Annotated in this window: 23 protein-coding genes; 9 read left to right on the top strand and 14 right to left on the bottom strand. The window is 52.3% G+C overall.

All coding sequences use genetic code 11. From position 1 onward, the window contains the following. From AB8516_RS02390 to rpoE, 4 genes are read right to left on the bottom strand one after another with little or no spacing between them, the layout of a single operon-like run. Complete coding sequence (locus tag AB8516_RS02390) at positions 1–486, bottom strand: SoxR reducing system RseC family protein (protein WP_108289957.1); 486 nt, start codon at positions 484–486, stop codon at positions 1–3. Beyond that, entirely contained in the window at positions 479–1,480 is a 1,002-nt protein-coding gene (locus AB8516_RS02385; RefSeq protein ID WP_369157702.1) for a MucB/RseB C-terminal domain-containing protein, read from the bottom strand. Before AB8516_RS02385 ends, AB8516_RS02390 begins: the two co-directional genes overlap by 8 nt. Before the next feature lie 26 nt (positions 1,481–1,506). Next, entirely contained in the window at positions 1,507–2,103 is a 597-nt protein-coding gene (locus AB8516_RS02380; RefSeq protein WP_369157700.1) for a sigma-E factor negative regulatory protein, read from the bottom strand. A gap of 16 nt (positions 2,104–2,119) precedes the next feature. Beyond that, positions 2,120–2,698, bottom strand: coding sequence for an RNA polymerase sigma factor RpoE (gene rpoE / locus AB8516_RS02375; protein ID WP_069125651.1), 579 nt, complete (start codon positions 2,696–2,698; stop codon positions 2,120–2,122). A 181-nt stretch (positions 2,699–2,879) separates the two neighbouring features. On the opposite strand from rpoE, the gene nadB reads away from it, so the two are divergent. Continuing rightward, entirely contained in the window at positions 2,880–4,499 is a 1,620-nt protein-coding gene (gene nadB, locus AB8516_RS02370) for an L-aspartate oxidase (RefSeq protein ID WP_369157698.1), read from the top strand. Positions 4,500–4,653: 154 nt separating this feature from the next. Here nadB and AB8516_RS02365 read toward each other — a convergent pair whose 3' ends face one another. From AB8516_RS02365 to hypF, 4 genes are all read right to left on the bottom strand, one after another. Beyond that, on the bottom strand, positions 4,654–5,313 hold the full coding sequence (locus tag AB8516_RS02365) for a DNA-primase RepB domain-containing protein (protein WP_369157696.1): 660 nt from the start codon (positions 5,311–5,313) through the stop codon (positions 4,654–4,656). Then, positions 5,310–6,110: an AmmeMemoRadiSam system protein B gene (gene amrB, locus AB8516_RS02360; protein WP_369157694.1), complete on the bottom strand. Its 801-nt coding sequence runs from the start codon at positions 6,108–6,110 to the stop codon at positions 5,310–5,312. The genes AB8516_RS02365 and amrB overlap by 4 nt, the downstream gene beginning before the upstream one ends. Before the next feature lie 97 nt (positions 6,111–6,207). Beyond that, positions 6,208–7,281 (bottom strand): AmmeMemoRadiSam system radical SAM enzyme, encoded by a 1,074-nt coding sequence (gene amrS / locus AB8516_RS02355; protein ID WP_369157692.1) that lies wholly within the window; start codon positions 7,279–7,281, stop codon positions 6,208–6,210. A 60-nt stretch (positions 7,282–7,341) separates the two neighbouring features. Then, entirely contained in the window at positions 7,342–9,687 is a 2,346-nt protein-coding gene (gene hypF / locus AB8516_RS02350; protein ID WP_369157690.1) for a carbamoyltransferase HypF, read from the bottom strand. A 284-nt stretch (positions 9,688–9,971) separates the two neighbouring features. Here hypF and AB8516_RS02345 point away from each other — a divergent pair, with 284 nt between their 5' ends. Then, positions 9,972–12,110, top strand: coding sequence for a tRNA(Met) cytidine acetyltransferase TmcA (locus tag AB8516_RS02345; RefSeq protein ID WP_369157688.1), 2,139 nt, complete (start codon positions 9,972–9,974; stop codon positions 12,108–12,110). A 69-nt stretch (positions 12,111–12,179) separates the two neighbouring features. Here AB8516_RS02345 and AB8516_RS02340 read toward each other — a convergent pair whose 3' ends face one another. Beyond that, on the bottom strand, positions 12,180–13,856 hold the full coding sequence (locus AB8516_RS02340) for a DUF4080 domain-containing protein (RefSeq protein WP_369157686.1): 1,677 nt from the start codon (positions 13,854–13,856) through the stop codon (positions 12,180–12,182). A 353-nt stretch (positions 13,857–14,209) separates the two neighbouring features. On the opposite strand from AB8516_RS02340, the gene tviB reads away from it, so the two are divergent. The 3 genes from tviB to AB8516_RS02325 all read left to right on the top strand — a co-directional run bounded on the left by tviB (position 14,210) and on the right by AB8516_RS02325 (position 17,631). Beyond that, positions 14,210–15,487 (top strand): Vi polysaccharide biosynthesis UDP-N-acetylglucosamine C-6 dehydrogenase TviB, encoded by a 1,278-nt coding sequence (gene tviB, locus AB8516_RS02335; RefSeq protein WP_369157685.1) that lies wholly within the window; start codon positions 14,210–14,212, stop codon positions 15,485–15,487. Then, positions 15,484–16,542, top strand: a complete 1,059-nt coding sequence (locus tag AB8516_RS02330) for an SDR family oxidoreductase (RefSeq protein WP_369157683.1) — start codon at positions 15,484–15,486, stop codon at positions 16,540–16,542. Before tviB ends, AB8516_RS02330 begins: the two co-directional genes overlap by 4 nt. An 81-nt stretch (positions 16,543–16,623) precedes the next feature. Beyond that, complete coding sequence (locus tag AB8516_RS02325; protein ID WP_369157681.1) at positions 16,624–17,631, top strand: NAD-dependent epimerase; 1,008 nt, start codon at positions 16,624–16,626, stop codon at positions 17,629–17,631. A 260-nt stretch (positions 17,632–17,891) separates the two neighbouring features. On the opposite strand, the gene rdgC is transcribed toward AB8516_RS02325, so the two are convergent. Next, positions 17,892–18,800 (bottom strand): recombination-associated protein RdgC, encoded by a 909-nt coding sequence (rdgC, locus tag AB8516_RS02320; protein ID WP_369157679.1) that lies wholly within the window; start codon positions 18,798–18,800, stop codon positions 17,892–17,894. Between the two features lie 337 nt (positions 18,801–19,137). On the opposite strand from rdgC, the gene amrA reads away from it, so the two are divergent. Next, entirely contained in the window at positions 19,138–19,722 is a 585-nt protein-coding gene (amrA, locus tag AB8516_RS02315) for an AmmeMemoRadiSam system protein A (protein WP_369157677.1), read from the top strand. A gap of 37 nt (positions 19,723–19,759) precedes the next feature. Here the strand turns inward: amrA and AB8516_RS02310 are convergent, their stop codons facing one another. Continuing rightward, complete coding sequence (locus AB8516_RS02310; RefSeq protein ID WP_369157675.1) at positions 19,760–20,560, bottom strand: pentapeptide repeat-containing protein; 801 nt, start codon at positions 20,558–20,560, stop codon at positions 19,760–19,762. Positions 20,561–20,988: 428 nt separating this feature from the next. On the opposite strand from AB8516_RS02310, the gene AB8516_RS02305 reads away from it, so the two are divergent. The 3 genes from AB8516_RS02305 (at position 20,989) to AB8516_RS02295 (ending at position 22,779) form a co-directional block, all read left to right on the top strand. Next, entirely contained in the window at positions 20,989–22,149 is a 1,161-nt protein-coding gene (locus AB8516_RS02305) for a flagellar hook-length control protein FliK (RefSeq protein WP_369157673.1), read from the top strand. Continuing rightward, positions 22,146–22,439 (top strand): EscU/YscU/HrcU family type III secretion system export apparatus switch protein, encoded by a 294-nt coding sequence (locus AB8516_RS02300; protein WP_369157671.1) that lies wholly within the window; start codon positions 22,146–22,148, stop codon positions 22,437–22,439. The genes AB8516_RS02305 and AB8516_RS02300 overlap by 4 nt, the downstream gene beginning before the upstream one ends. A 64-nt stretch (positions 22,440–22,503) precedes the next feature. Further along, positions 22,504–22,779, top strand: coding sequence for a hypothetical protein (locus tag AB8516_RS02295; RefSeq protein ID WP_369157669.1), 276 nt, complete (start codon positions 22,504–22,506; stop codon positions 22,777–22,779). A 108-nt stretch (positions 22,780–22,887) separates the two neighbouring features. On the opposite strand, the gene AB8516_RS02290 is transcribed toward AB8516_RS02295, so the two are convergent. The 3 genes from AB8516_RS02290 to fliI all read right to left on the bottom strand — a co-directional run bounded on the left by AB8516_RS02290 (position 22,888) and on the right by fliI (position 26,277). Then, on the bottom strand, positions 22,888–24,129 hold the full coding sequence (locus tag AB8516_RS02290) for an EAL and HDOD domain-containing protein (protein ID WP_369157667.1): 1,242 nt from the start codon (positions 24,127–24,129) through the stop codon (positions 22,888–22,890). A gap of 288 nt (positions 24,130–24,417) precedes the next feature. Then, positions 24,418–24,846: a flagellar export protein FliJ gene (gene fliJ / locus AB8516_RS02285; RefSeq protein ID WP_369157665.1), complete on the bottom strand. Its 429-nt coding sequence runs from the start codon at positions 24,844–24,846 to the stop codon at positions 24,418–24,420. Between the two features lie 15 nt (positions 24,847–24,861). Beyond that, a complete protein-coding gene (fliI, locus tag AB8516_RS02280) occupies positions 24,862–26,277 on the bottom strand; it encodes a flagellar protein export ATPase FliI (protein WP_369157663.1) in 1,416 nt (471 codons plus the stop codon).

The raw sequence follows: 26,277 nt of genomic DNA, 5'->3' as shown, positions 1-26,277 counted from the left end.
CTAGCCAATATACTCTTTTGAAAACTCAACGTTCACAGTGCCGGCCAGACGCAATATGACTGCTTGATAACCTGGTTCATTCTGCTTCTGCCCGGCAAGCTGCCTGAGTAGAATAAATCCGCCAATCAGGCCCAATAGACCACCGACCACTTGCGGGAGTTCCCCAATCTGCCATATAAAAAGCGTTGCCGCAGCCTGCATCAGGATCGCCATCAATATCATACATACGAGCGGTAGCAGATAGGCAAGAAAAGAGACTTTCAGAAGCGCATTCTCCTGCAATCCGATAATAACCCGTTGGCCCGGCCTGGCATGAATGGGATTGAAAACTCTGAGCCTGTTGTGTCGTCGTTTGAAGAGCCCGCTGAGTACGGAGGTACTGCATCCGCCGGCATTGGCACAAGCGCCACAGGCTGGGCGTTGTTCTGTCTCTACGACTGCGTGTTCATCATCAATGCTGATGACGGTTGCAGGCTCCTCAATCATGAGTTTGCTTGAGCTGCATGCCTTGCACAATACCCAGAATAGTAACCGCTGGCACCTCGCCCACTGCAGTCACCTGAAAACCTTCAACCTGGCCTCCCCAGGCATTGATGGCACCAAGTCGTGATACCCCACTGAATGCCTCTTCCCTGGTTTCCGGTTCGACAAAGACGGAAAGTGAACTCAAACCGTCACTGAATACATACTGATCTATGGGATCACTGCCCTGTGGGTCGATCAATTGATGTTGCATTCTTAGTCTGAATCCGCTGGGCAAGCCAATGAAATCCCATTTGTTGGGATTCAACAGGGGTATTTTGTTTGTTTCATCGGGATGACTTTTCAACCGGTAGGTAAACAGAGACTCCCTGTTGTGGAGTTCACTGATTTCCGCGACGCCTATCTGCAGGTCAGTGAACATCGTCTGCTCGACCAATTCGCCGTGTTCATTCAGCAAATCGGATTTCAGCGGCAGACCGCTTTCGATATCGAGTGCGAATCGGTAGCCATAACGCAGGCGATCATTCGGAACAATCACCACAACCTGGGCCTGACGATTGGCGATCCGGCTCTTGCCGACATTTTGAAAGCTGTAGTGGTTATCGAGTTGGTCCAGGTCGTGCGGTAGAATATTGAGGAACTTGGTGCTGGGAGTTCGCCTATCAATAGAAACCTCGTTTGAATCAGGCAATACGCAGGTCACCGACTCCTCGTCGCGAATCACCTCGCGTGGGGTTCCGTTAAGGGACATCAGGCTCTCTCTTACACGATCGCCCTGCACCGCATGTACGATTTTCATGCTCTCAAGCTGATTGTCGTGCAGATAGACGAAGGTACCCTGATAGTTCAGCTGTTGTACCGCCCGCATCATACGCTCAAGCCAATCCTTGGGCGAGGGATCATCCGCAGCGGATGTGGACTGGGAAATCACCAGGAACAGGCACAGGAGCATACAGGCCTGGCTGAGGCGATTACTGATATGAGGCACTGAACTCATTCCGTATGCATCTGGGCTGGCACCATTCACTGCTTGTTTTCATCGTAACTGACGAATGTGGCGTAGGGCATGATGCCCTTGATATTGCTCGATGGCGAAAGGTCCTGGTGATTCAGCAGATAGTCATTCAGACGCGATTCGACCTTGGGCTTTTTCAGCAGTTTCCAACGGGTACCGTTTTCAGCCACATAGACTGTATTACTCTCCGGTCTCTGATTCTGATTGCTAATCGGGAGTTGATCGCTCGATGCGAGCTGATTCGGTGTTTCTGAGCTGCCCGGATTGATCAGCTGGGGAGCCATAACGACTGCAGCCGCTGTCAGTGATGCCGCTACCGCAAGTCCCGTGATGGCCCGTTTCTTATTTGCCGAACGGGGCTTCAAAGCGACGGGAGCCAGTACAATCGGTTCATTTTCAATGTGCTGGCAGATGGAGCGGGCCATCTCCGGGTCATGGATTTGGCCAAGTTCGTTACGCATCGCATCCCCTATCAGATGGTAGCGTGACCAGATATCCTGACTCTCTTGAGTATTCTTCAGCTTATTGATTTCACCCGAAATTTCATGTTCTGAAATTTCATCGTCCACCAGTGCGGATAATCTTTCGAACTCTTGCTCAGTCATCTTTATATGCCTGATATTAAGGTTTTAACAAAGGTCTCAGTTTTTTGTCGATCGCTTCACGGGCCCTGAATATGCGTGAACGAACCGTCCCGACCGGGCAGGACATGGCGTTGGCGATCTCCTCGTAGCTCATACCCTCGAGCTCTCTCAGAACGATGGCTGTACGCAGATCCTCGGGCAGATCGTCGATCGCCTTCTGTACAGTCATGCTGATCTCTTCCGTCAATACATGATTCTCCGGTGTACCTGTCTCCTTTAGACGCGTACCGACGTCCATTTGTTCAGCCACTTCTGCCTCGACATCATCCGAAGGCGGGCGACGTCCCTGAGCCACAAGGTAGTTCTTGGCCGTGTTGATGGCGATCCGGTACAGCCACGTGTAAAAAGCACTGTCGCCACGAAATTTTGGCATGGCCCTGTATGCCTTGATAAAGGCCTCCTGGGTCACATCCAGCACCTCATGCGGATCCCGGATATAGCGTGAGATCAGATTGGTGATCTTCTGCTGGTATTTGAGCACCAACAGATCAAATGCTTTTTTATCACCCTGCTGAACCCGTGCGACGAGTTCCTGATCGATTAACCGCTCGCCCATCCGGGCCGATACCTCCTCGTGACGGGCACATCCTGTGCACAGTCCCATTGACAGTCTTGGTGTTGATTAGTTCTCGCAATCCCCCAGCTTGAATTGATCTGGTTCAATGAAATGTCAAATTAAGCTAGGATGCATTACATCTGGATGCGCATTATCACCGTAACGACTCAACCCCGCAAATATGACAACCGATAATCAGTATGACGTCCTCATCATCGGCAGCGGTGCTGCCGGCTTGAGCCTGGCCCTGCACCTGGACAGGCACCTGAAAATAGCCGTAATCTCCAAGCGTGAGCTTAAAGAGACCAATACCTATTATGCACAGGGCGGGATCTCCGTCGTTCTGGATGAGGAGGACAGCGTTGCGTCACATGTGAAAGACACCCTTAACGCCGGTGTAGGACTGTGCGATGAAAAAATAGTTCAGCTGGTAGTGGAACATGGACCGATGAACATCGACTGGCTGCTCAAGGGAGGCGTTAATTTCACCCGGGATGACACTTCATCGTCCAGCAGCGGCTATCACCTGACCCGGGAGGGGGGACACTCCCACCGCCGTGTGATCCATGCTGCCGATGCGACAGGCAAAGAGGTGGAAACCACGCTTCAGGCTCAAGTTTTGGCTCAATCCAATATAGACGTATTCGAACATCATATCGCTATTGACCTGATCACCAGCGAACGCAGTCAGATTAAGCAGCAAAAACGCTGTTATGGCGCCTATATCCTCGACCACAAAAACAACCAGGTCGAAACCTTCCGGGCTCGATTCGTCGTCCTGGCAACAGGCGGTGCGAGCAAAGTCTATCAATACACAAGCAATCCCGATGTCTCTACGGGTGATGGCATCGCCATGGCCTGGCGGGCCGGTTGTCGGGTCGCTAATATGGAGTTTATCCAGTTTCACCCCACCTGCCTCTACCATCCGGAGGCCAAAAGCTTTCTCATTTCAGAGGCAGTCCGGGGTGAAGGCGGTCAGTTGAAACTCCCCGATGGCAGCCGTTTCATGCATCGTTTCGACGAGCGTGAAGAGTTGGCGCCCCGTGATATCGTCGCCCGCGCCATCGACCATGAGATGAAACGCATCGGTGCTGACTGCCTCTATCTGGATATCAGCCATAAATCCGCCGATTTCATACAGGAGCACTTTCCCACCATCCATCAGCGCTGTCTCGACTTCGGCATCGATATCACCCGGCAACCGATACCGGTCGTTCCGGCCGCCCACTATACCTGCGGTGGCGTGGTGGCTGACGAGCAGGCACGGACTGATATCGCCGGACTCTACGTGATCGGCGAAAGCGCCTACTCCGGTCTGCATGGGGCAAATCGCATGGCCAGCAACTCCTTGTTGGAATGTCTGGTTTTCGCCAACCTCGCCGCCCAGGATATCCATTTCCTGGATGCCGAGACCCCTGAGCCTCCCAAACTGACGCCCTGGGATGAAAGCCGGGTTACCGAACCCGATGAAGAGGTCGTGGTCTCACATAACTGGGATGAACTGCGCCATTTCATGTGGGACTATGTCGGTATCGTACGCAGCAATAAGCGTATGATGAGGGCATGCCGGCGAATCGATCTGTTACGCCGGGAGATCGTCGAGTACTACAGCAATTTCCGGGTCACTATCGACCTGCTGGAACTGCGTAACCTGGTCGATGTCGCGGATATGATCATCCGCTCGGCCCAATCACGCCGGGAGAGCCGGGGCCTCCACTATACAATCGACTTTCCCTACCTGGATGACCGGGTTCAGAAGAAAGCCACGATACTGATACCCGATAACTACTTCCCCTATTGATGCGCGGTATAATCGTGCATTGATCGCCTGTTTGAAAGAGAACCTCTTCATAATGTGAGGATCAAGCTGAGAATAACAGGCCGCAAATTAACGCCCGAAAAATGACCTTGAAGATATTGGCGTTAAATTTGCGGTGATTGGCGTTCATTTGCGGCTAGTCAGTCATGATAAGACTTCCCAGCTCACAATATCGATAAGGGTCGTGCCCGCTGATTGCCAGCACCACCGGCAACCGGGGTTCGGTGATACTTTTTCTGCGCCAGAATCCGGGCAGTTGCATCGACTGATTCAGGACCTGTACACGGGTATCGCCCTGGTACTCTTTGGCCAGCCGTTGCTGATAGGAGGAGAAATGTCGTAACGGAAGGCCCTGCACCAGCCAATAGAAGTGGTGATGACCAGGTGATGTCTCTACCTGGATATGGGGCTTAAGAGGAAATCTTCCCGGATCGCCTCCCGTGTCATCATCCACAAACAAGGCCCTGACCTGATGAATATCGGTCAATCCCCTACCCACCCCATTGGTCCGATTGATGGTGACAGAGACTACCGCCCCTTGACGGTTTAGTGTCACAAGTCGATCCCAGCATGCGTCAAGGGTGCCGTGGACCGCTTTTTCCAAGGGATCATACCCGGGCGAACGGCTGTATTCGGTATCAGAAAAGGTCCGAAATGAGAAAAAGCCGGCCGCGGAATCCAATCGCTCGAGAAAACGCATCGCCTGGCCCTTATCGGGCGGATATCGACGCCCTTGGGATGCTATCCAGTGAGCAACGTGGGAGAGACAAGGGTCCCGCCTGTATCGACGCTTCACGCAGCCTCGGATCCGGTAAAGATATAGGCGCCGTAACCTACCACCTTGTCCTTACTGCCTGCGGTGTCACCGGAATTTCTTAAATCAACCAGCTTTCCATGCAGGCCCAGACGTTTTGCCTCCAACAACAGGCCTTGAACCGGTATGCGACCACAGGCGTCCTCATAATCGAGACGTTCCGGATGGAGGGTAACGATGGCGTCACTGGTCGCCTTGTCCATACGTTGCGCGGTCACATAGTCATGATAGTGGCTGAGATCGGAACTGATCACGATCAGAGTCTCCTCTCCCCCCCAGGCTCTTGCCAACACCTCTGCCACCTGATCACCCGAGGCATCGCCCACTACCAGTGGAACCAGGGAGAACTCGTGCAACACGACCTGCAGGAAAGGCAACTGCACTTCCAATGAGTGTTCCTGGGCATGGGCCGCCTCAAGACAAGTCACCTGCGGTAACGCCTCCAGGGTTTGGATTGCCTGCCGGTCGATTGGGATATCACCCAGTGGAGTCCGAAAATAGTCTGCCCCACTGGTTGCCAATCCGTAGAACGGTACCCGGTGAGAGGGACCGATAAGCACTACCCGGCTGATACGATTCGCCGCACTGGAGAGTCCGGCATAAGCGCTGGCGGCAATCGGCCCCGAATAGATATAACCGGCATGTGGGGCAATCAGCGCTTTTGGCGACTGCCCGTCTTGCATCGCCGAATCAAGGTAACCTGTTACCATCTGCTGCAAATTATCCGCATCGTCAGGATAGAAAAGATCGGATACCGCGGGCTTTCTGATCATACTCATATTGACCACCTTGAAGCTCAATTTCCCATTGAAATCACTGCATCGCCCACTTCTTTCACAACTGAACCGCAGGCAAGCCACATAAGTTGTCTGATGCTCAATAGTTCATCCTCACTGCCTGCCGCCGACTTCCCCACACACCTGGGGTCGAATCAAACAGCCCCGCCAATCGGCTGCCGCAATGAACACAACAGCCATGATCATCGAGATGCCATTCTCCCAGTTCATACCAATCCCTCTGAATCAACAGTTTCCCGCAATGGTGGCACCAGGTGCTCGACTCGCGGCTATCGTGAACGTTACCCACATAGGCATAGTGCGCCCCATTATCGATAGCGATCCTACGCGCCCTGCTGAGGGTGGCATGGGGGGTGGGAGGATAGTCTCTCATCCTCCAATCGGGATGGAAGGCTGTGAAATGGAGCGGTATCTCAGGCCCCAGGTTTTCCACCACCCATTGACTCAGATCGTTCAATTCCTGATCTGAATCATTCTCTCCAGGTATCAACAGGGTGGTTATTTCAACCCATACATCGGTCTCGTGCCTAAGATATTTCAAGGTCTCGAGAACCGGTTCCAGGTGAGCGCCCGTCAATTTATGGTAGAAGGTCTCGTTGAAAGACTTCAAATCCACGTTTGCGGCGTCCATATAACGATAGAACTCTGCTCTCGGTTCGGCGCATACATAGCCTGCCGTCACAGCCACCGACTTGATATCATATTCGGCGCAGGCCTTTGCCACATCGATGGCGTATTCGTGGAAAATAACCGGATCATTGTAGGTGTAGGCGACACTCCTGCATCCCAGCCGCCGGGCTGTTTGCGCTATCGCTTCGGGCGAGGCCTCATCCGCCAGGGTATCCATCTCCCGGGATTTGCTGATATCCCAGTTTTGACAAAATTTACAGGCCAGATTGCAACCGGCTGTGCCGAAAGAAAAAACGGGGGTGCCTGGTAAAAAGTGATTGAGGGGCTTTTTCTCAATGGGATCGATGCAGAATCCGCTCGAGCGACCATAGGTATTCAGCACCACGGCACCCCGTTGATTTTCTCTGACGTAGCAAAATCCCTGCTTCCCCTCTTTTATACGGCAATAGCGTGGGCAGAGATCACATTGAATCCGCTTATCATCAACACTGTGCCAATACTTGGTGGGGAAATGGGTCTTCATGGCGACCTCTGAAACAGTACTCTCCTCACATACCTCATTAGAGCTTCCCTAATAGTAAATTTAGTCTGATATCAAACTCCTTGCAGCTCCGATTGCTGCCTGTCCGAGTGCCAGACCACCGTCATTGGCGGGGACCTGCCGTTGTGACAACAGTCTGAGACCAGCCTGCTGAAGTCGATTTGAGACGAGTTCGAACAGGGTCTTGTTCTGAAAAACGCCCCCCGTGAGCACGACGGTATCCAGTTGATGGAGTCGCGCCATTTTAACTGCCGCTTGACACAGACTGTGTGCCAAACCCAGGTGAAAACGCCATGCGATCTCACCCCTGTCCCGCCCGGCATGCAGATCCTCAAGCATACTCGGCCAGAGTGTTGCACTATCGAGGCGAAAACTCCCCTGCTCCTCATGGATCTGCAGACTATAGGGTGCCAGATCGTCATTCCGATGGTGTGAAGCAGCGGCTTCGAGCTCGATCGCCGCCTGGCCTTCGTAGCTGATCGATTGCCGGCAGATACCCAACAGAGCCGCCACGGCATCGAACAGACGCCCGCAGGAGCTGCTCGTTGGCGAATTGACACCGGCTTCTATCATTCTGCCGAGCACCTTCACCGATTGACGGTTGAGCCAGTCGATCGGTTCCAAATCCCCCCACTGGGCCACCACCTGCCGCCACCCCAGATAGTGATTCAATTGACTGAAGGTGTTTCTCCAGGGCTGCAGGATCGCCTGAGTTCCACCCGGCAGTGGAATGGGAGTGAATTTACCCAGGCGTTGATACCCGCGATAATCGGCGATCATAAACTCCCCACCCCAGATGGTCCCATCATCACCATAACCCGATCCGTCCAGAGCAATCCCAAGCACCTTTCGTCCGTGGAGTGGCCAGTCGTTTTCGGCCAGGACACTGGCGATGTGTGCATGATGATGCTGTACCAGTATTAACGGCAGCCCCAGCTCCTCTGCGAGCTGCCCGGCATATTGGGTGGAACGATAGTTGGGGTGCAGATCGGCGACCAACCGTTGCGGACGATGGTCGAACAGTTTCCCGTAGAGTTCAAGATTCTTCAGATAATCCTGATAGGAGATCAGGTTTTCCAGATCCCCGATATGCTGGGAGAGAATCGCCTCCCCATCCCGTGTCAGACAGAAAGTGTTTTTCAGCTCTCCTCCCAGAGCAAGCAACGGCGGGGCCTGATCAAAACCATCAGGCAGACGCATGGGTTGAGGCGCATAGCCTCGAGCACGTCGCAATACTCTTGGGCTTCCATCCATAACTCGTACCACGGAATCGTCGACCCGGTTGGTGATCTCTCTGTCATGCAAGAGAAACAGATCGGCAAGGGGCTGAAGCCGCTCCGTCGCTTCACGATTGCCGATACACTGAGGTTCTTCGACCCGATTGCCGCTGGTCATCACCAATGGCGTCACCATTCCGGCCAGCAGCAGGTGATGCAGCGGTGAATAGGGCAACATAAATCCGAGTGTGGTCTGCCGGGGCGCAACGTTTTCAGCCAGCGCAGCAGGGATACGGGAAAGAAGTACAATGGGTGCGGCCGCACCCTGCAGAAGGTGCTCCTCCTCATCGCTGACACGGCAATACTCCCGCACAATGCGGCTGTTCTTCGCCATTAAGGCGAAGGGTTTGTGATAGCGACCCTTTCGCTCACGCAGACGCGCCACCACATCATCATTGGTTGCGTCACAGGCAAGATGAAAACCGCCTATTCCCTTGATCGCCACAATCTTACCTGCCGCCAGCTGGCGTTGCGCCTCCTGAATCGCATCCTCCCCTGTGGCGCTTGCTTCGATTATCCTGCCCGACAGGTCGCTGAGCCAGATCCTGGGCCCGCATACCGGACAGGCATTGGGTTGGGCATGAAAGCGCCGATCCCCTGGATTCCGGTACTCCGCCTCACAGGCATCACACATGGGAAAATGGCGCATGCTGGTGTTGATCCGGTCATAGGGTATCCCTTCAACAATGGTCAATCGCGGACCACAGTGAGTACAGTTGGTAAATGGGTAACGATAGCGCCGGTTTTCCTGATCGGCGATATCCTTGAGGCAGGCATCGCAGGTCGCGGCATCAGGTACAACGCCGGTCTGCGCCTCTCCCGACCGGCTTTCGGTGATAATAAATTCATCCTGATGCGGCAGCTGATCCGTGGGATGCCGATTCAGGGAATCGATTTTCGCCAAGGGCGGAGGCTGTGACAGCAGTTGTTCGCAAAAGCGATCGATCTGCGATTTTTCACCGCAGATATGCATCTCCACACCCTGGCTGTCATTCCATACTGCACCGCGCAGTCCATTTGCCCGCGCCAGGCGCCAAACAGTCGGACGGAAGCCCACGCCCTGTACCAGGCCGCGGACCCGGATCTGTTCGGCCACCTCGACATCAGACATAAAAATTACACCTTTACGCTGTTACTATTGGAAGCAATGCAGGCCGTTACCGTATAACAGCTATGCCGGATATGAGTTTAACTACCATTTAAACGGTTAACCCGCTGAAACAGTCAAGGTTATCTCCCTTCTCTACTTTGAAAGCGGAGGAATGTAAAGCTCATATATAATGTAAAATATTATAAAGATATAGTAAGTTTTTTATTATTAACACTAATTCATCATTTATAACCTTACTTCAACAGCTCCGCGCCAATGCAAGTCAGCGGCGTCACAGAGCTCTATTGGTAATCGCGGGGGATCCTGAATGGTGTAAAAACCGGGCAACGGCCGCCCTGCGGCAGTTGAAGCTTGCTGATTCCATTTGGATCGGCGATGCAAACACCGATGAGATCGCAACCCTGAACAATGAGCAGGCGCTTGCCCAGCTGGGGCAGGAGTTTGAAATTCTCATCTATAACGCCCATAGCGGATTCGATCCGGACGCTTTCGGTGCATTGAGCGGCACCCTGCGCGGTGGGGGTCTGTTGTTGCTGTTGACACCACCTCTCTCGGAGTGGCACACCCACCCGGATCCAGTCGCCGAACGAATCAGGGTCGCCGGTTACGATACGACTGATATGACAGGAAGATTCCTGCAAAGGATCGCCAATATCCTGGAAAGCGACCCGGACGCTTTAATCATTACACCGGAGGCCACACCCTCAACGCCGGTCAATCCGCAAGCGTCCGCACCTCAAATACCACTGTTTAATCATCCACAATGCCGCACCAGGGATCAGCTCCAGGCCGTGGATGCCATCATCCGAGTAGTGAAGGGTCATAGAAAACGACCCCTGGTGCTTACATCCGACCGGGGGCGAGGCAAGTCATCCGCACTGGGTATCGCCGCTGCCAGACTGATTGGGGAGGGATACCGGGATATCCTAGTGACGGCCCCCAGACAGGCTGCGGTCAGTTCGCTCTTCGAGCAGGCGATCAACGCATTACCAGAGGCTAAAAGTTCACCATTCTCTATCGATAGCGAGGGTTTATCCATCCGTTTCCATGCACCGGACCATCTCTTGTCCAATCCCCAGCGCGCAGATCTTCTGCTTGTGGATGAAGCGGCCGCTATCCCGACGAAACTCCTCGAGGGACTGCTGGCCCACTATCCCCGCATCGTCTTCGCAACTACGGTGCACGGTTATGAAGGCACAGGCCTGGGATTCAGCATCCGCTTCAAGGGCCACCTCGATCGTCATGCACCTCAGTGGCGGGAGGTCATCCTCACCGAGCCGATACGCTGGTCCCGGGACGACCCTCTCGAGGCGCTGGTCTTCAGGCTCCTCGCCCTGGATGCCTCGCCTGCGACAGACACCGAGGTTGCTGATGTGAACGTACAGGAAGTCAGAGTGGAGTTTCCAACACAGCAACAGTTGTTGGAAAATGAGAACGATCTCAATCAGCTGTTCGGTCTATTGGTCATCGCCCATTACCGAACCACGCCCCTGGATCTCAGGCATCTCCTGGACGGACCGAACTTGCACATCGCTCTGTTGCGACATCGAGGGCTGATTGTCGCTGTGGCATTACTGGCCGCCGAAGGCGGTTTCGATGAGGCGATGGCCGAACGGATCTGGTCCGGCCGACGCAGACCCCGTGGGCATCTGTTGGCTCAATCCCTCAGTGCTCATTTGGGGCTCCCTTTAGCGGCTACCCTGAACGGCATGCGTATCATGCGGATTACAGTCCATCCGGCCGTACAGAACAGGGGGCTTGGCCGACTGCTGGTAGACTCGGTTCGAGATGAGGCGGAAAAAACGGGATTCGACTACCTTGGCACCAGCTTCGGCGCCACGCCAGAATTGATCGGGTTCTGGCTGCGATGCGGTCTGCAAGCGGTGCGAATCGGTCTGCGGACCGGCGCCAGCAGCAGCAATCAATCGGTGATGTTTCTACAACCACTTGGTCCTCATGGCGTGGAGATGGCGACTGAGGCCAGACAGCGCTTCGCCAGACAGCTTCCTGCCTTGTTGGGTGACAGTCTGGCCCATCTCTCCAGCAGCCTGGCCGCACCGCTACTGGAGAACATAGAGCACCCGTCCACTACAACCCTCGATTTCCAGGATTGGCTCGACTTGCTCGCCTTCGCCTTCGCCCGGCGGGGATATGAACTCAGTCTGCATGCTATTCAAGTGATCACCCTTGCCGCCCTGGCCGATGGCATACTCACCGATGCAGACGCCAAGCTTTTGATTAAACGCGTGCTGCAAAAACAGTCCTGGCAGGTATGCGCCTCGGCATCGAACCTGAGCGGTCGTGGCGCGACAATGCAGCATATTCGTCAAGTGGTTGGCCGTTTGGTGTTTCACTACGCAGACAAGGATATCCGCGAACGCGCATCTCGTATGCAAACAGGCAATAACGGCGGTGCCCGCTAACACAGCATTTGATTTCCGCTGTTGTACAGAATAAACGCCGATTTCAGTACCGGAATGCCCTGGCTTTGCTCAGGCGTCAAGCGCTACAATCTCAACCGGCTTGCCTTTCTTATACTGTTTCGGCCAAACCGCATATCGCCCGGCGGTTAGCGTCTGTTTGTGATGCCGCTGAATCAGCTCGACACCCGACTCCGTCAAGGTGAGGACAGGCAGTCGCCTCGGTTTATCATCGATTATAAGTCGCACTCTCTCTCTTAACCGCGATGCGATCCAGACAGGCGTTTTACCGGTCACCAGGCTAAATTGGCAATAGTCCCACAACAATAACTCCTCCAACTCCGGATGTTGATCCAGGTAGGGTTGGATAAATGCCGTCATATGGTCAAACAACCTATCCGGCTGAAGGTTGTCACGCGCCAGACCCACACCACACACCCGTAACAGTTGGTCAAAACAGTGACTCACCGAACCACGAAAACAACCTGCCACCAACCCCGCCAGAACAGCGCGCAGATAACCACTGTTCCATAAACGCTCAAGCAACTCTGCATGGCGTTTGAATCGCGCGATCTCGCTGAATGAAAGCTGCGGGTGTGAAAGCACCTCATAGGGTGGATCCGGATCCCATCGATATCCAAGATGTTGGGCCTGATCCCTCAATGGTGTGCCGGGAAGGAGCTTCAGCGTGCCCAGCTGCAGATGATCCGGATAGAGGGAAAAAGTTCGGTCAAGTGATGTGGCGCACTGATCTGCCGTCTCTCCCGGCAATCCCACGATCAGATCGAGATGGACCGGATGGCGCCTCATCTCAACCAGCTGCCTGATATTCTCCAGCGCCTTGGCGATATCCATATGGCGCTCAATCGTATTCAGAACATCCTCGTCAAGGGTTTGCAAACCTATCTCGAACTGAAATTTTCCCGCTTCCGCTTGTTGAAAGATCTCCATTGCCTGCGGCGATATTCGATCGGGATTCAGCTCAAGATGGAATCGTAATCCCGATCCCGTCCCGGCAAAACGTTTTAACAGTTGGCAGCTTCTCTGCTGACCGAGATGAAAGCTGCGATCGAGGAGCTTAATGGTCTTGTTTTCAAGCCTCTCCAGTTGCTGCAGATCGGCCTCTATCCGTTCCAATGGAAACAGTCTCAAACGTTCTGTGGCGCTGCTGCAGAAGGTACATTTGTAGGGGCACCCTCTGGAGGTTTCCCAATAGACAAGCGGCCGACTTGTATCCACCATACCTTCGGCGATCGGCGCCGGCAGTTTATCAACGGGGATCAGCTCAACGGCATTACTTGTTATCCCGCCTTTATCCCGATAGATCAGTCCGGAAATACGCTGCAACTCTCCTTCATCGTACAGCACGTATTTAACCAGATCATTGAATGCCGCCTCTCCTTCACCTTGAATGATAAAATCTACGCTAGACGACTGGGCCAACAACGACTTGCCCCTTGGACCGGCCTCCGGGCCACCAAATACAACAACAATATCAGGCATGAGCTGCTTGAGCAGTCTTGACAGATGAATAGCCGCAGCGATATTCCACAGATAGGTGGAGAAGCCGACTATTCTGGGCTGCAAATCCACCAATGCCTCCAACAATGGCTGGTGATTGCTGTTAACCAATACTTCAAACAAACGCAACCTGTCGTAATAAGTCTCGGATTTGGCGTAGGCGGCGATAGATTGCAGTGCCAGGGAACTGTGGCTATAACCGGCGTGCAATGCAACCAGGGCAATCATTTCAGCTTTATTTCCATGGTTGATCGATCAGATAAAGCGAATGCAGATAGCCGCTCAACATCCAGTATTCTCATTCGTACCGGCCCGGAATATGACTGTTTGACATGGATAGATATTCACAGATCGCCAGGGCGGTATCAGGTCGATGCTAACGGCGTGTGCGATATAAATGATAGCGCTTATGTTCAATAGCCGGCCAGAAGTTCTTATGTCGCTAAAAACCCCTCGATTTCGCCGACATGCCAAGTTATCATCTGTCAGCGCTACAGGCTACTGATACTCATCATCTTTAGTCAGAATATACTCATTGGCCTGATCTCGACGGCTCAGGTTCATTTTAACAAGGATAACGTATGTTTGATCTTGGGAAAGTGCACATCGGTGTGCTCGGCCTTGGTTACGTGGGACTGCCATTGGCAGTGGAATTCGGTAAAAAGTACCCGACAATCGGGCTGGATATCAACGATGCGCGGGTTGCGGAGCTCAAATCGGGGCAAGACAGCTCTCTTGAGGTCGATCCTGAAGAGCTGCGGAAGGTACCCTACCTGAGCTATACCAGCAATCTCGACGATCTAAAACCCTGCAATATCTATATCGTCACAGTTCCCACACCGATCAACGAGCATAAACAACCGGATCTTTCTCCCTTGATCGGCGCCAGTCATGCCCTGGGAAAGGTACTTAAAAAGGGCGATATCGCTATATTCGAATCCACCGTCTATCCGGGTGCGACTGAGGAGGTTTGTGTTCCCATCATGGAGGCCGACTCCGGATTGAAGTTCAATCAGGATTTTTATGTCGGCTACAGTCCCGAACGTATCAATCCAGGCGATAAGGAACACCGCCTGCCGACAATTAAAAAGGTGACCTCAGGATCCACACCCGAGGTCACTGATTTCGTGGATGAACTCTACCGCTCGATCATCACTGCCGGCACGCATAAGGCGAGCAGTATCAAGATCGCGGAGGCTGCCAAGGTCATCGAAAACACCCAACGTGATGTCAACATCGCACTGATCAATGAATTGGCATTGATTTTCAACCGCCTCGGCATCGATACCCTGGAAGTACTGGAAGCTGCCGGCAGCAAATGGAATTTCCTTCCCTTCAGACCCGGATTGGTCGGCGGTCATTGTATCGGTGTCGATCCCTATTACCTCACCCACAAGGCACAATCGATCGGTTACCAACCGGAAATCATCCTTGCAGGAAGGCGGCTCAACGACGGTATGGGCGCCTATGTAGTGCACAGTGTGGTGAAAATGATGATGAAACGGGGGATCGCATCCAACAATAGCAGGGTGCTGGTATTGGGTTTGACCTTCAAGGAAAACTGTCCTGATCTCAGAAACACGCGGGTAGTGGACATCGTGTCCGAATTCGAGGATTACGGGGCCCAGGTGGATGTCTATGATCCCTGGGTTTCCCAGGTTGAAGCAGAAGAAGAGTATGGCCTTCGTCCTATCAGCGAAATCAAAGAGGGCGAGTACGATGCCGTAATACTGGCAGTCGCGCACCGTGAATTCCAGCAGATGGGGGTGGAAAAAATCCGTACTCTCTGTAAAGAAAACGGGGTTCTCTTCGACGTCAAGAATGTCCTCCCTGCCGACGCGGTCGATGCAAGACTATGACACCCTATGACGAACTGAAGAACAGGCTGCATATAGAGCAATCGACCTGGCTCATCACCGGCGTTGCTGGTTTTATCGGCTCAAACCTACTGGAAACTCTGTTATCCCTTGGACAAAAAGTCGTTGGTCTCGACAACTTTGCTACAGGTCATGCCTACAATTTCGATAAGGTCAAAAACAGCGTCAATGCCGAACAGTGGGACCAGTTCAGATTCATCGAGGGCGATATCAGGAGTCTGGATACCTGTCGTCAGGCATGTCAGGGTGTCGATTACGTATTGCACCAGGCTGCACTGGGATCCGTGCCACGCTCACTGGCCGATCCCATCACCACCAATGAAAGCAATATCACAGGCTATTTGAACATCTTGGTGGCAGCCCGAGATGCGCAAGTCAGACGTTTCGTCTACGCGGCATCGAGTTCAACCTATGGCGACCACCCCGGCCTGCCCAAGCTAGAAGACCGAATCGGTAATCCGCTTTCACCCTATGCGGTGACGAAATTGGTCAACGAACATTATGCCCAGGTTTTCGCCCGCTGCTATGACTTCAAGACCATTGGCTTAAGGTATTTCAACATCTTCGGCAGACGCCAGGATCCCAACGGCGCCTATGCCGCCGTCATACCGAAGTGGGTCGCCGCCATGATTGACAGGGACGAGGTCTTCATCAACGGCGATGGCGAGACCAGCCGTGACTTCTGTTATATCGACAACGCCGTGCAGGCAAATCTCCTGGCCGCGACCAGCGACAATCCGGATGCTGCCGATCAGGTTTACAATATTGCCGTGGGTGACCGTACCACGCTGAATCAGCTGTTTACTAAAATCAGGGACATCCTGGCGGATAGCTTTCCATACCTGAAAGGGATCTCCCCCACTTACAGGGATTTTCGACCGGGCGATGTACGACATTCATTGGCTGATATTGACAAAGCCAGGCACTTGCTCGGTTATGAACCGTCGCACAACATCGATCAGGGCCTGACGGAGGCCATGAGTTGGTATATCGATGACCTGACCGGCCGACAGAATGCATCTTCGAAAAAGGCGTAGGGATCAATCACAGGCGATCCCTTAATCGAGTAGCTTAGGCCGCTGGAAACGATCACGAATTAATAACTAGGACTCTTAACCATGCGAGTACTCATCACCGGTGGAGCCGGTTTCATTGGCTCAGCTTTAGCGATACGTCTGCTTGACCGTGGGGATGAGGTGATCAGTATTGACTGCCTTAATGATTATTACGATGTCAATTTAAAAAAAGCTCGCCTGGCGCGCACCCAAGATCATCCGCATTTCACCGATTTACGACTGGAACTCGAGGATCGCGGGGGCATTTCAGACGCCTTCTCCCACTACAAACCGGAGAGGGTGGTAAACCTTGCCGCTCAGGCCGGGGTTCGCTATTCAATCGAAAATCCGTTGGCTTATATCGATTCTAACCTGGTGGGATTTGGCCACATTCTGGAGGGATGCCGGAATCATGGCGTACAACACCTCGTCTACGCTTCGAGCAGTTCGGTGTATGGCGCCAATACCTCGATGCCCTTCTCTGTGCATGACAATGTGGATCATCCCGTCAGCCTATATGCAGCCACCAAGAAGGCCAACGAACTGATGGCGCATACCTACAGCCATCTCTATCGTATACCCACCACCGGATTGCGCTTCTTTACCGTCTATGGACCCTGGAGCAGGCCCGATATGGCGATGCTCAAGTTCGCCCACAAGATCATGCGTGGTGAAGCCATCGACGTCTACAACTATGGCAAGCATCGCCGCGACTTCACCTACATCGATGACATTGTTGAAGGTGTCATTCGGGTGCTGGACCGTATTCCCCGGCCTAATCCGGACTGGGACAGTGATCATCCCGACTCGGCAACCAGCACAGCACCCTACAGACTCTATAATATCGGCAACAACCAGCCTGTTGAGTTGATGCGCTACATAGAGCTACTGGAGGAGAGTCTTGGCAGGAAGGCTGAGATCAACATGCTGCCTCTGCAGGATGGCGATGTGGTTGCCACTTATGCGGACGTCTCCGATCTGATAGCCGACACAGGCTACAAACCCGATACCAGACTTGAGGATGGCGTGGCAAGTTTCGCGCGGTGGTTTCTGGATTATTACGACTACTGATCAGAAAAAAACAGGCGGGGAAGGACCCTGGAGGCAGATGGGTCTCAGTCCCCGCCAGACTAGCGCTTAACACGGAAACGACCAACCGTGAGCGTAGGGAGAGGTTAAAGACTCTTGTCGTGACAAACATTGACTTAAATCAATAAACCATGATTAAATCCTGGTTATTAATCGTGTATGCGCCACAGGTTTGATTCTCAGTCAGAACCTTCCATTGTGCGCTCAGTCTGAAGATCCCCGGACTTCAGGCACAACAGGGCCTAAGACTCCGCTATCCCCCCGAAGAGTTCGAATAAACGGGGTAAAAAGCGACGAAACTCCAGACTCATCAGCGTGAATTGGCCATCGAAGGCATCGGCCTCGCTCTCAACCTGGTAATCTGCGGCTTGCTCCTGGATGAGGTCGAGAAACTTAAGTCGTTTTATCGACATATCCTCATCAATAGTGCAGGAGAGACGTTCATCCCACTCTACAGCGAGTTTAACCACCTGCTTGCCGGCATCGATATGTGCCAATATCTCATCCGCAGTAAGATCCTGTCCCTTACACCGAAGGATACTCGCCTCATCGCTACGGTCCTGCAGTTCGCAGCTATCCAGAAGGGTAAAGTCCGCATATTGGCTGGGGCGCTTCAACCACTCTGTCATGACATAGGATGGGGACGTCGCAACCTCCAGTGGTTTTACCGGTAGACTGCCCAGGGTGTCGCGCAGCAGGGATATCAAAGCTTCCGCCTTGTTGGCGCTGGCAGCATCCACCACTATCCAGCCCTGCTGTTTGTCGATCATGGCGAATTGCCGGGTATGCCGGCTGAACGCCTTCGGTAATAATTGATGAAAGACCTCATCCTTCAATTCACTTCGCTCTCTGCGCGCTACCTTTCGCCCCTCCTCCTGCTGGATCTGATCGATCTTCTCTTCCACGATCTCATTGACAACCGCTGTAGGCAACAGCTTGTCTTCCTGACGGGCACAGATCATCTGACACCCACTGGCCTCATGTACCAGCGTCTCCGATTGACGGCCCAGCGGGCTATCCCATCCCATACCGATCAGGTCATGGCTGCCACAAGCCTGAAACCGCTTAGCCTCAAGCTTATCGGCCAGTGCTTCCTGACTGAGATTGAGGGGATGCTGTAGCAGATAGATACGAAGATTTTTAAACCACATCACATTTACCATTCTGTAAAACGAGGAGCGGATTATGGCGAACCGGAGGTGAGTAATCCAGGCCTTCATAAGTGAAACAGTGATTCAGCCACAGATAATTATGCCGGCCATCATCCTGTCAGCCTACAAGCCAGGTTACAGGTTGCTATTTATCCGATTTCGATACATGGTTATCAACATCCCTTTTCTAAAAAGCAGCGTCAATCCGGAAGCAGACTGGGATGAAACAGCTATTGGGAACTCGGTCAAAAACAGAATAAGCGGGAGCAGATGGCAGCGCTGCTCCAGATAGTGGAACGAACCAAAGTAATACATATGAGTATATCGGGTGAATAGCATGAACCATACCGCGCATTCACAATTTTCTGCAGAGGAAAGAACAACCTTGCTTGAGGTTGCTGTACATTCCATCAAGCATGGTCTCGAGCAGGGTGTGCCGCTGCCAGTTGCAGCCAATGACTATCCAGCAGGGCTAAGAGAAATTCGGGCATGCTTCGTTACCCTGCTGCTGGGTGGAGACCTGAGAGGATGTATCGGGCATCTTGAAGCTCATTTGTCGATCGTTGAGGATGTCGCTGAGAATGCCTATGCTGCCGCCTTCCGAGACCCAAGATTCCCACCGTTAACCTCCCATGATAGGAATAACCTTGAAATTCACATCTCAGTTTTGACCCCCGCTGAGGTCATCGACTTCGAATCCGAGCAGGAGCTCGTATCAAAAATCAGACCATCTGTAGACGGCTTGATTCTACTGGATGGACACCATCGGGGTACCTTTCTCCCTTCAGTGTGGGAATCTATTCCTGATACCCGCAATTTTCTCAGCCATCTCAAACAGAAGGCCGGCCTGCCCGCCAACTATTGGTCCAGTACGCTTGAGGTTTATCGTTATGAGACTGAGTCATTCAGTGGCGCACCATAGCCGTGGATCGCCGGATGTTGCGGGTCAGTCATCCAGGCTACTGTTTTTCGCATTTCCCGATGGAATTTTCCCCGCAATTTCTACCATCTAGCCAGAGTGCGTTATCAAGCCTCGCGTTTTCAAGGTTGGCATCATCAATCCGGCTATTGGAGAGATCGGCAAAGCGCAGGTCGGCATGACTCAAATCGGCACCCCTAAGATCGGCAAACTGGAGATTTATCCCCACCATAGCAGTACCGCGCATCTGCGCATGACGTAGATCCGCATGACTCAGGTTGGCATAGCGAAGATCGGCGTTACTCAAATCCGTGGCACTCAATTTTGCACGACGAAGTACGGCACTGTTCAGGTTCGCCCCTGCAAGGCTGGCCGCCCCCGCATCAAGATCTTTGATGAGACAGTTACGCCAATTCACACCTGGGGCTGGTGGCGCTTCACACACAGACTCTTCGATCTTTTCCGGCATTCCATACCTTAATGAATAGAAGACGACGGCACCGATGAGTAACAGGAAGATCGACAAAGAGAGTATGGGAAAACGGTTCTCCTGCTTAATATCTCTTGCGTCAGCAACTTCACGGGCAGCGACCTTGGCCTTCGCCTCACTATCCCCTTCCGCCGCCCTCAATTGGAGTGGAACCACACTGGGCATTTGACTGATGGCCTGCCATCTATTTTTATCGGGACTTATCTGATCCCGTAACTCAAGCTCTCCATCAAGTAACAGGTGACGAATTTTGGCGCTGGTGAGCGGCCCCATGACCAGATCATCATGCTTGACGAACCAACTTTGTGGTTTTTCATCGTCCTGCTTTTGCATCGCTTCGTTATCCGCCAATGTGACACCTACCCTATCGGCCAAATGGGAAAGAAATGAACACCATCGAGTCCGCTCGCATATAATGTTAGCAAGCCCCGGCCCAAAACAAGGTATGATCCGTCAATAGCTATTGGATCACCGCTGAGGGGCTGGGTCAGGCCTGTTGATGCTGACTCAGGCGATGAAAAAAGAGCCGCTGTTTTACCGCAAATAGGCGCTAATCACCGCAAATGAGCACAAATTATCTGAATTCCTACACAGACTGCCTACATCAGGAGCTGAATTGAGCGGTAACCATACACATAGTCAAACGTTAGCGATCGCTTGCGGTGATTGGCGTTCATTTGCGGCCGTTTCCTCAGCATCTGCAAACTCCCATCACCAAGGCAAAGAACATCAACTTATGCCTGGATGCCACCAGTTCTGCGCTATGAATGGATTTTAATATGGAGATATCCGGTAGCAAAATCGTACTGCCACTACCGACAATCGAGCCTGGCAAGTCCCTTTTTGAGCAACTTCAGCCTGGACAGATATTGCGGGGTACTGCGCTCAGTGAAAACATCAACGGTACGATTCGGCTTCAGATCGGGGTCACACGGCTGATCGCCCAAACCACCCTGAGAGTACCTACCGGCCAGGCCTTGACCCTTCAGGTAGAGAAAACAGGTAATCTCCCTGAGTTACGGGTGCTCACTCGCCCCACTCTGGAACAGATGAAGTCAGCCGCGCTGAAACAGGTGATGCCCCGACAACAGCCATTGCCCCAGTTGTTTAAGCACCTCACCCAGGTTACATCCGACTCAACCCGCGCCAGTCCGCTACCACCGGCAGTCAAACAGGCTGTGCAGAGCATTTTGGCCAGAGTCATACCGATAGAAGACCCTGGCTTCAAGACCCAGTTGGTGCAAGCAATGCAACTGAGCGGGACACAAACAGAGGCCCGCTTGATCAACCATCAGATAAACGGCAAAGATCTCAAACTAAACCTGCTGCGTCTTATCGGACTGATAAAACCATTGATCAGTAATCCTGGGAGCCAGATCAATCAGGCGCTGACATTTCAACAGCCAATATTAAACCCGGCGCAGTCACCCCCTGTGACTCCACCACCCGCAGCGCAGGAGACAAACCCAACCACCAGGCTGTTACTCGATCTGTTCAAGCATTTGGATGGCGCAATTGCGCGAATACAGACAAATCAACTTAGTTCCCTGCCAACCGAGGATACGACAAGACAGGTTTGGCAATTTGAACTCCCCATTCGCCAGGAAGGTGGTTTCGATCTGTTTCATTTCAGAATCAGTCGCGACGTTGTAAGGAAAGGCACTGAAACAGTGTTCATGTGGAGTCTCACGCTACATATGAATCTGCCATCCCTTGGTCCTATGAGGGTAAAGCTGTCACTTTTCGGAGAGAAACTATCGACCACCATCTGGTCTGAAAAGCCGAATACGGCGAGTTTGGTCAATCATCACCTCGGCAGACTTCGCGCCAGCCTGGAGTCAACCGGTCTGGAAGTCGATAAGCTGGAGGCCTTTCAAGGAATCGCCGGGATTGAAAACGAACTACCCAGCGAGCAGACGCTGTTGAGTGAAAAAGTATGACCGATTATCAAACCAGAGACCCGGACCTAGCCATCGCCTTGAAATATGACGGGGAGAATGCACCCCGCCTGACCGCCAAAGGACGTGGAGAGTTGGCGGATAGAATTCTTGCCTTGGCGGATGATCATGCCATTCCCCTGCATGAAGATGCAGAGTTGGCTGCTCTGCTGGCTCAAATTCCACTGGGTGATGAGATACCCGAATCACTCTACCGGGCAGTGGCAGAGGTAATTGCCTTTGCCTACCTGCTCTCAGGTAAACTGCCACCGGGTTATGAAGATGGCTTATGATCAACTAGGGCCTGTTAACACTTATATGGAATCCGTCATTTCCGAAAAACAGAGGAAGTCAAAAATGAGAAGTGTGATACTACGAATATCAGCTATGCTGCTACTGCTATCGTCCCTGCATCTGTATGCGGAAGATGGTACTGCACAACAACAAAAGCAGGCCACTACATCGTCCTCACAGATAAAGCAATACAGCAGTCATCCTGCAAATAACAATCAACGCAGCCGTAAATGCGCCATCTATTCCGGTGTCTGTCCTATGGGTCGTGCCGCCAATGTTGGTGACTACTGTGTCTGCCACACGCCATCCGGCCCGATCCACGGTGTAGTCATACCTTAAATTTTTATTCGAAATGTTTATCCTGATCGGCAGGACAGGGTAAGGCATGAAACATTATCAGCCGGTCATTCTGAGCTGTATATTTACATACGGAATGGTCAGCGCTCGCTATGCAAACTCCCCACGTATCATCTCGACACGTTCCAAAGCCTTTACGTACAAGCTATTCAAACGCTCAACCGACATGGATTGTGCCGCTTCAGTCAGCCAGTGGCACTCCTCCAGGTCAATGGCGCACTGTAGACTCATTGCATAGGGGCCGCTACGTTCCTTGAGTGCCTCGATCATCTGTTCAGGAAGTGGAAGTTCATTGACGAGTTCTTGCATGGACAGGGGAAGCATGGCATCCAATGTGGACAACAGACCGACCGTATATGCACTTTCAGGGTCTCCCAACTTCAATTCAGTGACATGTGATTTACATACCTCCGCCCGTACCAGACTGGTGGTTATCAGCTCCGGAGAGAAATTATCCATACCGGCCATAATAAACAGTGTCGACCATGCACGTAACCTGTGCATACCGACATAGATTACGGCCTGATGTATGGAGGTCACCTTTTTGGGGAAACTGATCGCGGCGGAGTTGATGAAGCGCAGTACCTTGAAACTCAGGTTTGCATCGAGTTCTATTAACGATGCTATCTCATCGATATCGGAATTCTGGTCATTGATTTTTGCAATCATCTGCAACACGATATTCTTGTTACTGGACAACCTCGAGGTTGTCACTATTTGCGGTTTGGCGAAAAAATAGCCTTGGAAAAGGTCGAATCCGAGTATCTTCACGCGATCGAAATCTTCCCGTGTTTCGACCTTTTCGGCTAGCAGCGTCAATCCCATCGACTTCAGTTCATTTATCTGTTGCTGATAGGCATCGATATCAAGATGGAGTATATCAACCTTGACGATGCTGCAATGGGGCAAAAGAGGATTCCAGCGTGGTTCAAATCTAAAGTCATCCAATGCGATGGTATATCCTTCAGCATGCAGTCTGCTCACTCCGTTTATAACTTCTGCTGTAGGTTCTATATCCTCAAGAACCTCAATGACAAGACGAGACTTGTCAATAGGCAGTGGCTGCAGTTCGGTAAAGAAGGCACGGGTCATATTGATAAAAACCTGATGTGGGCCCACCAGGCGATGCAAGCCAAATTCCAAAAAGCTGTCCAATACGGTACGCGCAGTCGCGAGATCGCCATCGAAGCCTGTTTCACTAAAGGCCTCATCAGAGCGATAGAGGAGCTCATAACCATAAATGTTAAGATTTCGATCCAGAATCGGTTGACGGCCAACCCGGCTTATCCCTACTGGTAATACTGGTTGTGATGTGCCGGTAATTTCGTTCATCGGACCTGTAATCCTAAGTAAGTGCCGGAAAACAGCACAGACACCGGTTGATCATATTTATAAATCCCGTTCCCTGCATGCTTTTACTTCATTTCCTGCCGATAAAAACAGATTTCTGAGAGTATGCCTCTATAGGATTCTAACAGACCTTCTGATGACCAAATGATTAGTATTGTCGGAACAGTGTCTCATTGAGGATCTGCAGGGGACAAATTAGAATTAACCATTGACTGAATCCATGCACGGCACCTGGATCGTACCTGCTGTTTTTCCTAAGCAGGTAAGGAACTACTTTTCCCTTTGTGAATGATCGTCATTCTCTTTTTGTTCCAGTCTGTCAGCAATCTTTCGTTCCTGTTTTCGAAATTTATCAACGGCTTTGTTTAAAGCCTGAGTGCGGCTATGCTTTTTCTTCCAGAAGTTCTTTGTACTGCTATGATTGATGACGCTCGCCGCCACCACCTCTTGCTGCTGGTTGATCGCCTCATCCAACTTGGTGAGAAAGGCTCGATACTCCTGTAATTGAGTCGCGTTCATGCCCTCACCGGCCATTTTCTTAAAGCGTTCCAGATACTCCTGATGGTATTGTTTGAGCTGTTCCAGCTTTGCTTCTTCCTGTTGCAGACTCTTCTTAGCCTGTCCCATCATACGCGCGGCTTTCTGCTCTTTTGAGTGAGCGAAGCGCTGAACCGGCTTGAGTCGTTTTGATGGTGACATGTTCTAAATATCCAATTATTGTTCGATGGTTTGAGGTAGATTGAGCCCTTCAGGTATCTCTATATCCTCGACATCTTCAGCGGGAAACAGGGATTCGAGATCCTGCATGCTCTGCTCAAGTGTAACCCTGGTATTCATATCCTGACGAAGAAACTGGCTTAATGCCGGCATTGCAGAAATAGCAATATCGATCTGCTCATCGCTACCAGCCTCATAGGCGCCAACACTGATCAAATCTCTGTTTTGTTGATATATAGAGTATAGATGCTTAAACGAACGCGCGGCATCCTGATGACTATAGCTAGTGACATCGTTCATTGCACGGCTGATTGAGGCCTCGATATCAATCGCGGGATAGTGGCCTGCATCGGCCAAACGACGGGATAATACGATATGTCCATCGAGTATCGCCCGGGCTGCATCCGCAATCGGATCGTTTTGGTCGTCACCTTCAGTGAGGACTGTATAAAAGGCAGTAATCGATCCGCCGCCTTTATCCCCGTTCCCGGCCCTTTCCACCAACTGAGGCATTTTGGCAAATACAGAGGGTGGATAACCCTTTGTCGCCGGAGGTTCATGGATTGCGAGCGCAATCTCCCGTTGTGCCTGAGCAAAGCGCGTCAAGGAGTCCATCAGCAACAAAACATGCTTGCCCTGCTCGCGAAAGCTTTCTGCAATACTGGTCGCCAACATTGCACCATGCATACGCCGCAGGGGTGGATTGTCGGCAGGCACTGCGACCACCACTGCCCGTTTCAGGCCCTCCTTGCCGAGAATATTCTCTACAAACTCCTTTACTTCACGGCCACGTTCACCGATCAATGCCACTACCGTGACATCCGCATTGGTATAGCGTGTCATCATACCCAGCAATACACTCTTACCGACACCGGATCCGGCGAACAGTCCCAAACGCTGGCCGCGTCCGACACTGAGAAGGGCATTGATGGCACGGACACCAACATCCAGGGGTTCGCGGATTGGGGTTCTCGCCAGGGGATTGAATGAAGTCCCGGTCAGCGGGCGACGTTCATCGTTGTGAATGGGACCGAGTCCGTCCAAGGGCTTGCCGGCGCCATCAATGACACGTCCGAGGAGTTGTTCTCCGACAACAGCTTCACATACCCGCCCTGTGGGGATAACTCTGGCTCCCTGCTCCAGGCCCTGGATGTCACCGGTCGGCATCAGATAGAGACTCTCCTCACCAAATCCGACAACCTCCGCTTCGATATGAGTTCCGTTGCTGCTCACCACGTCACACTGTCCGCCGATGGCTGCCCGGCAACCGATTGCTTCCAGTGTCAAACCGACCATGCGGGTCAGGCGGCCCTCTACCACCAAGCCGCGGTCGTCCCCCAAACGGTCCTGGTATTGACGCAGTCTTTCTGCCAGGTTCGCCTGACGCTGGGTTACGATGGAATCTGTTGTCAT

Origin of the sequence: Candidatus Thiodiazotropha sp. LNASS1 (assembly GCF_964212655.1) — a bacterium.
Taxonomy (GTDB): domain Bacteria; phylum Pseudomonadota; class Gammaproteobacteria; order Chromatiales; family Chromatiaceae; genus Thiodiazotropha.
The sequence above is the reverse complement of the archived record's forward strand: the minus strand, read 5'-3'. Positions and strand labels throughout refer to the sequence as shown.

Excerpts from the sequence above, each read along its gene's own strand:
- hypF (WP_369157690.1), bottom strand. The coding sequence starts at position 9,687 with ATGTCTGATGTCGAGGTGGCCGAACAGATCCGGGTCCGCGGCCTGGTA.
- rpoE (WP_069125651.1), bottom strand. The coding sequence starts at position 2,698 with ATGGGCGAGCGGTTAATCGATCAGGAACTCGTCGCACGGGTTCAGCAG.
- amrA (WP_369157677.1), top strand. The coding sequence starts at position 19,138 with ATGAACCATACCGCGCATTCACAATTTTCTGCAGAGGAAAGAACAACC.
- amrS (WP_369157692.1), bottom strand. The coding sequence starts at position 7,281 with ATGAAGACCCATTTCCCCACCAAGTATTGGCACAGTGTTGATGATAAG.
- AB8516_RS02295 (WP_369157669.1), top strand. The coding sequence starts at position 22,504 with ATGAGAAGTGTGATACTACGAATATCAGCTATGCTGCTACTGCTATCG.
- AB8516_RS02305 (WP_369157673.1), top strand. The coding sequence starts at position 20,989 with ATGGAGATATCCGGTAGCAAAATCGTACTGCCACTACCGACAATCGAG.
- AB8516_RS02330 (WP_369157683.1), top strand. The coding sequence starts at position 15,484 with ATGACACCCTATGACGAACTGAAGAACAGGCTGCATATAGAGCAATCG.
- AB8516_RS02385 (WP_369157702.1), bottom strand. The coding sequence starts at position 1,480 with ATGAGTTCAGTGCCTCATATCAGTAATCGCCTCAGCCAGGCCTGTATG.
- AB8516_RS02380 (WP_369157700.1), bottom strand. The coding sequence starts at position 2,103 with ATGACTGAGCAAGAGTTCGAAAGATTATCCGCACTGGTGGACGATGAA.
- AB8516_RS02290 (WP_369157667.1), bottom strand. The coding sequence starts at position 24,129 with ATGAACGAAATTACCGGCACATCACAACCAGTATTACCAGTAGGGATA.
- fliI (WP_369157663.1), bottom strand. The coding sequence starts at position 26,277 with ATGACAACAGATTCCATCGTAACCCAGCGTCAGGCGAACCTGGCAGAA.
- AB8516_RS02340 (WP_369157686.1), bottom strand. The coding sequence starts at position 13,856 with ATGATTGCCCTGGTTGCATTGCACGCCGGTTATAGCCACAGTTCCCTG.
- tviB (WP_369157685.1), top strand. The coding sequence starts at position 14,210 with ATGTTTGATCTTGGGAAAGTGCACATCGGTGTGCTCGGCCTTGGTTAC.
- AB8516_RS02300 (WP_369157671.1), top strand. The coding sequence starts at position 22,146 with ATGACCGATTATCAAACCAGAGACCCGGACCTAGCCATCGCCTTGAAA.
- AB8516_RS02325 (WP_369157681.1), top strand. The coding sequence starts at position 16,624 with ATGCGAGTACTCATCACCGGTGGAGCCGGTTTCATTGGCTCAGCTTTA.
- AB8516_RS02390 (WP_108289957.1), bottom strand. The coding sequence starts at position 486 with ATGATTGAGGAGCCTGCAACCGTCATCAGCATTGATGATGAACACGCA.
- amrB (WP_369157694.1), bottom strand. The coding sequence starts at position 6,110 with ATGAGTATGATCAGAAAGCCCGCGGTATCCGATCTTTTCTATCCTGAC.
- rdgC (WP_369157679.1), bottom strand. The coding sequence starts at position 18,800 with ATGTGGTTTAAAAATCTTCGTATCTATCTGCTACAGCATCCCCTCAAT.
- nadB (WP_369157698.1), top strand. The coding sequence starts at position 2,880 with ATGACAACCGATAATCAGTATGACGTCCTCATCATCGGCAGCGGTGCT.
- fliJ (WP_369157665.1), bottom strand. The coding sequence starts at position 24,846 with ATGTCACCATCAAAACGACTCAAGCCGGTTCAGCGCTTCGCTCACTCA.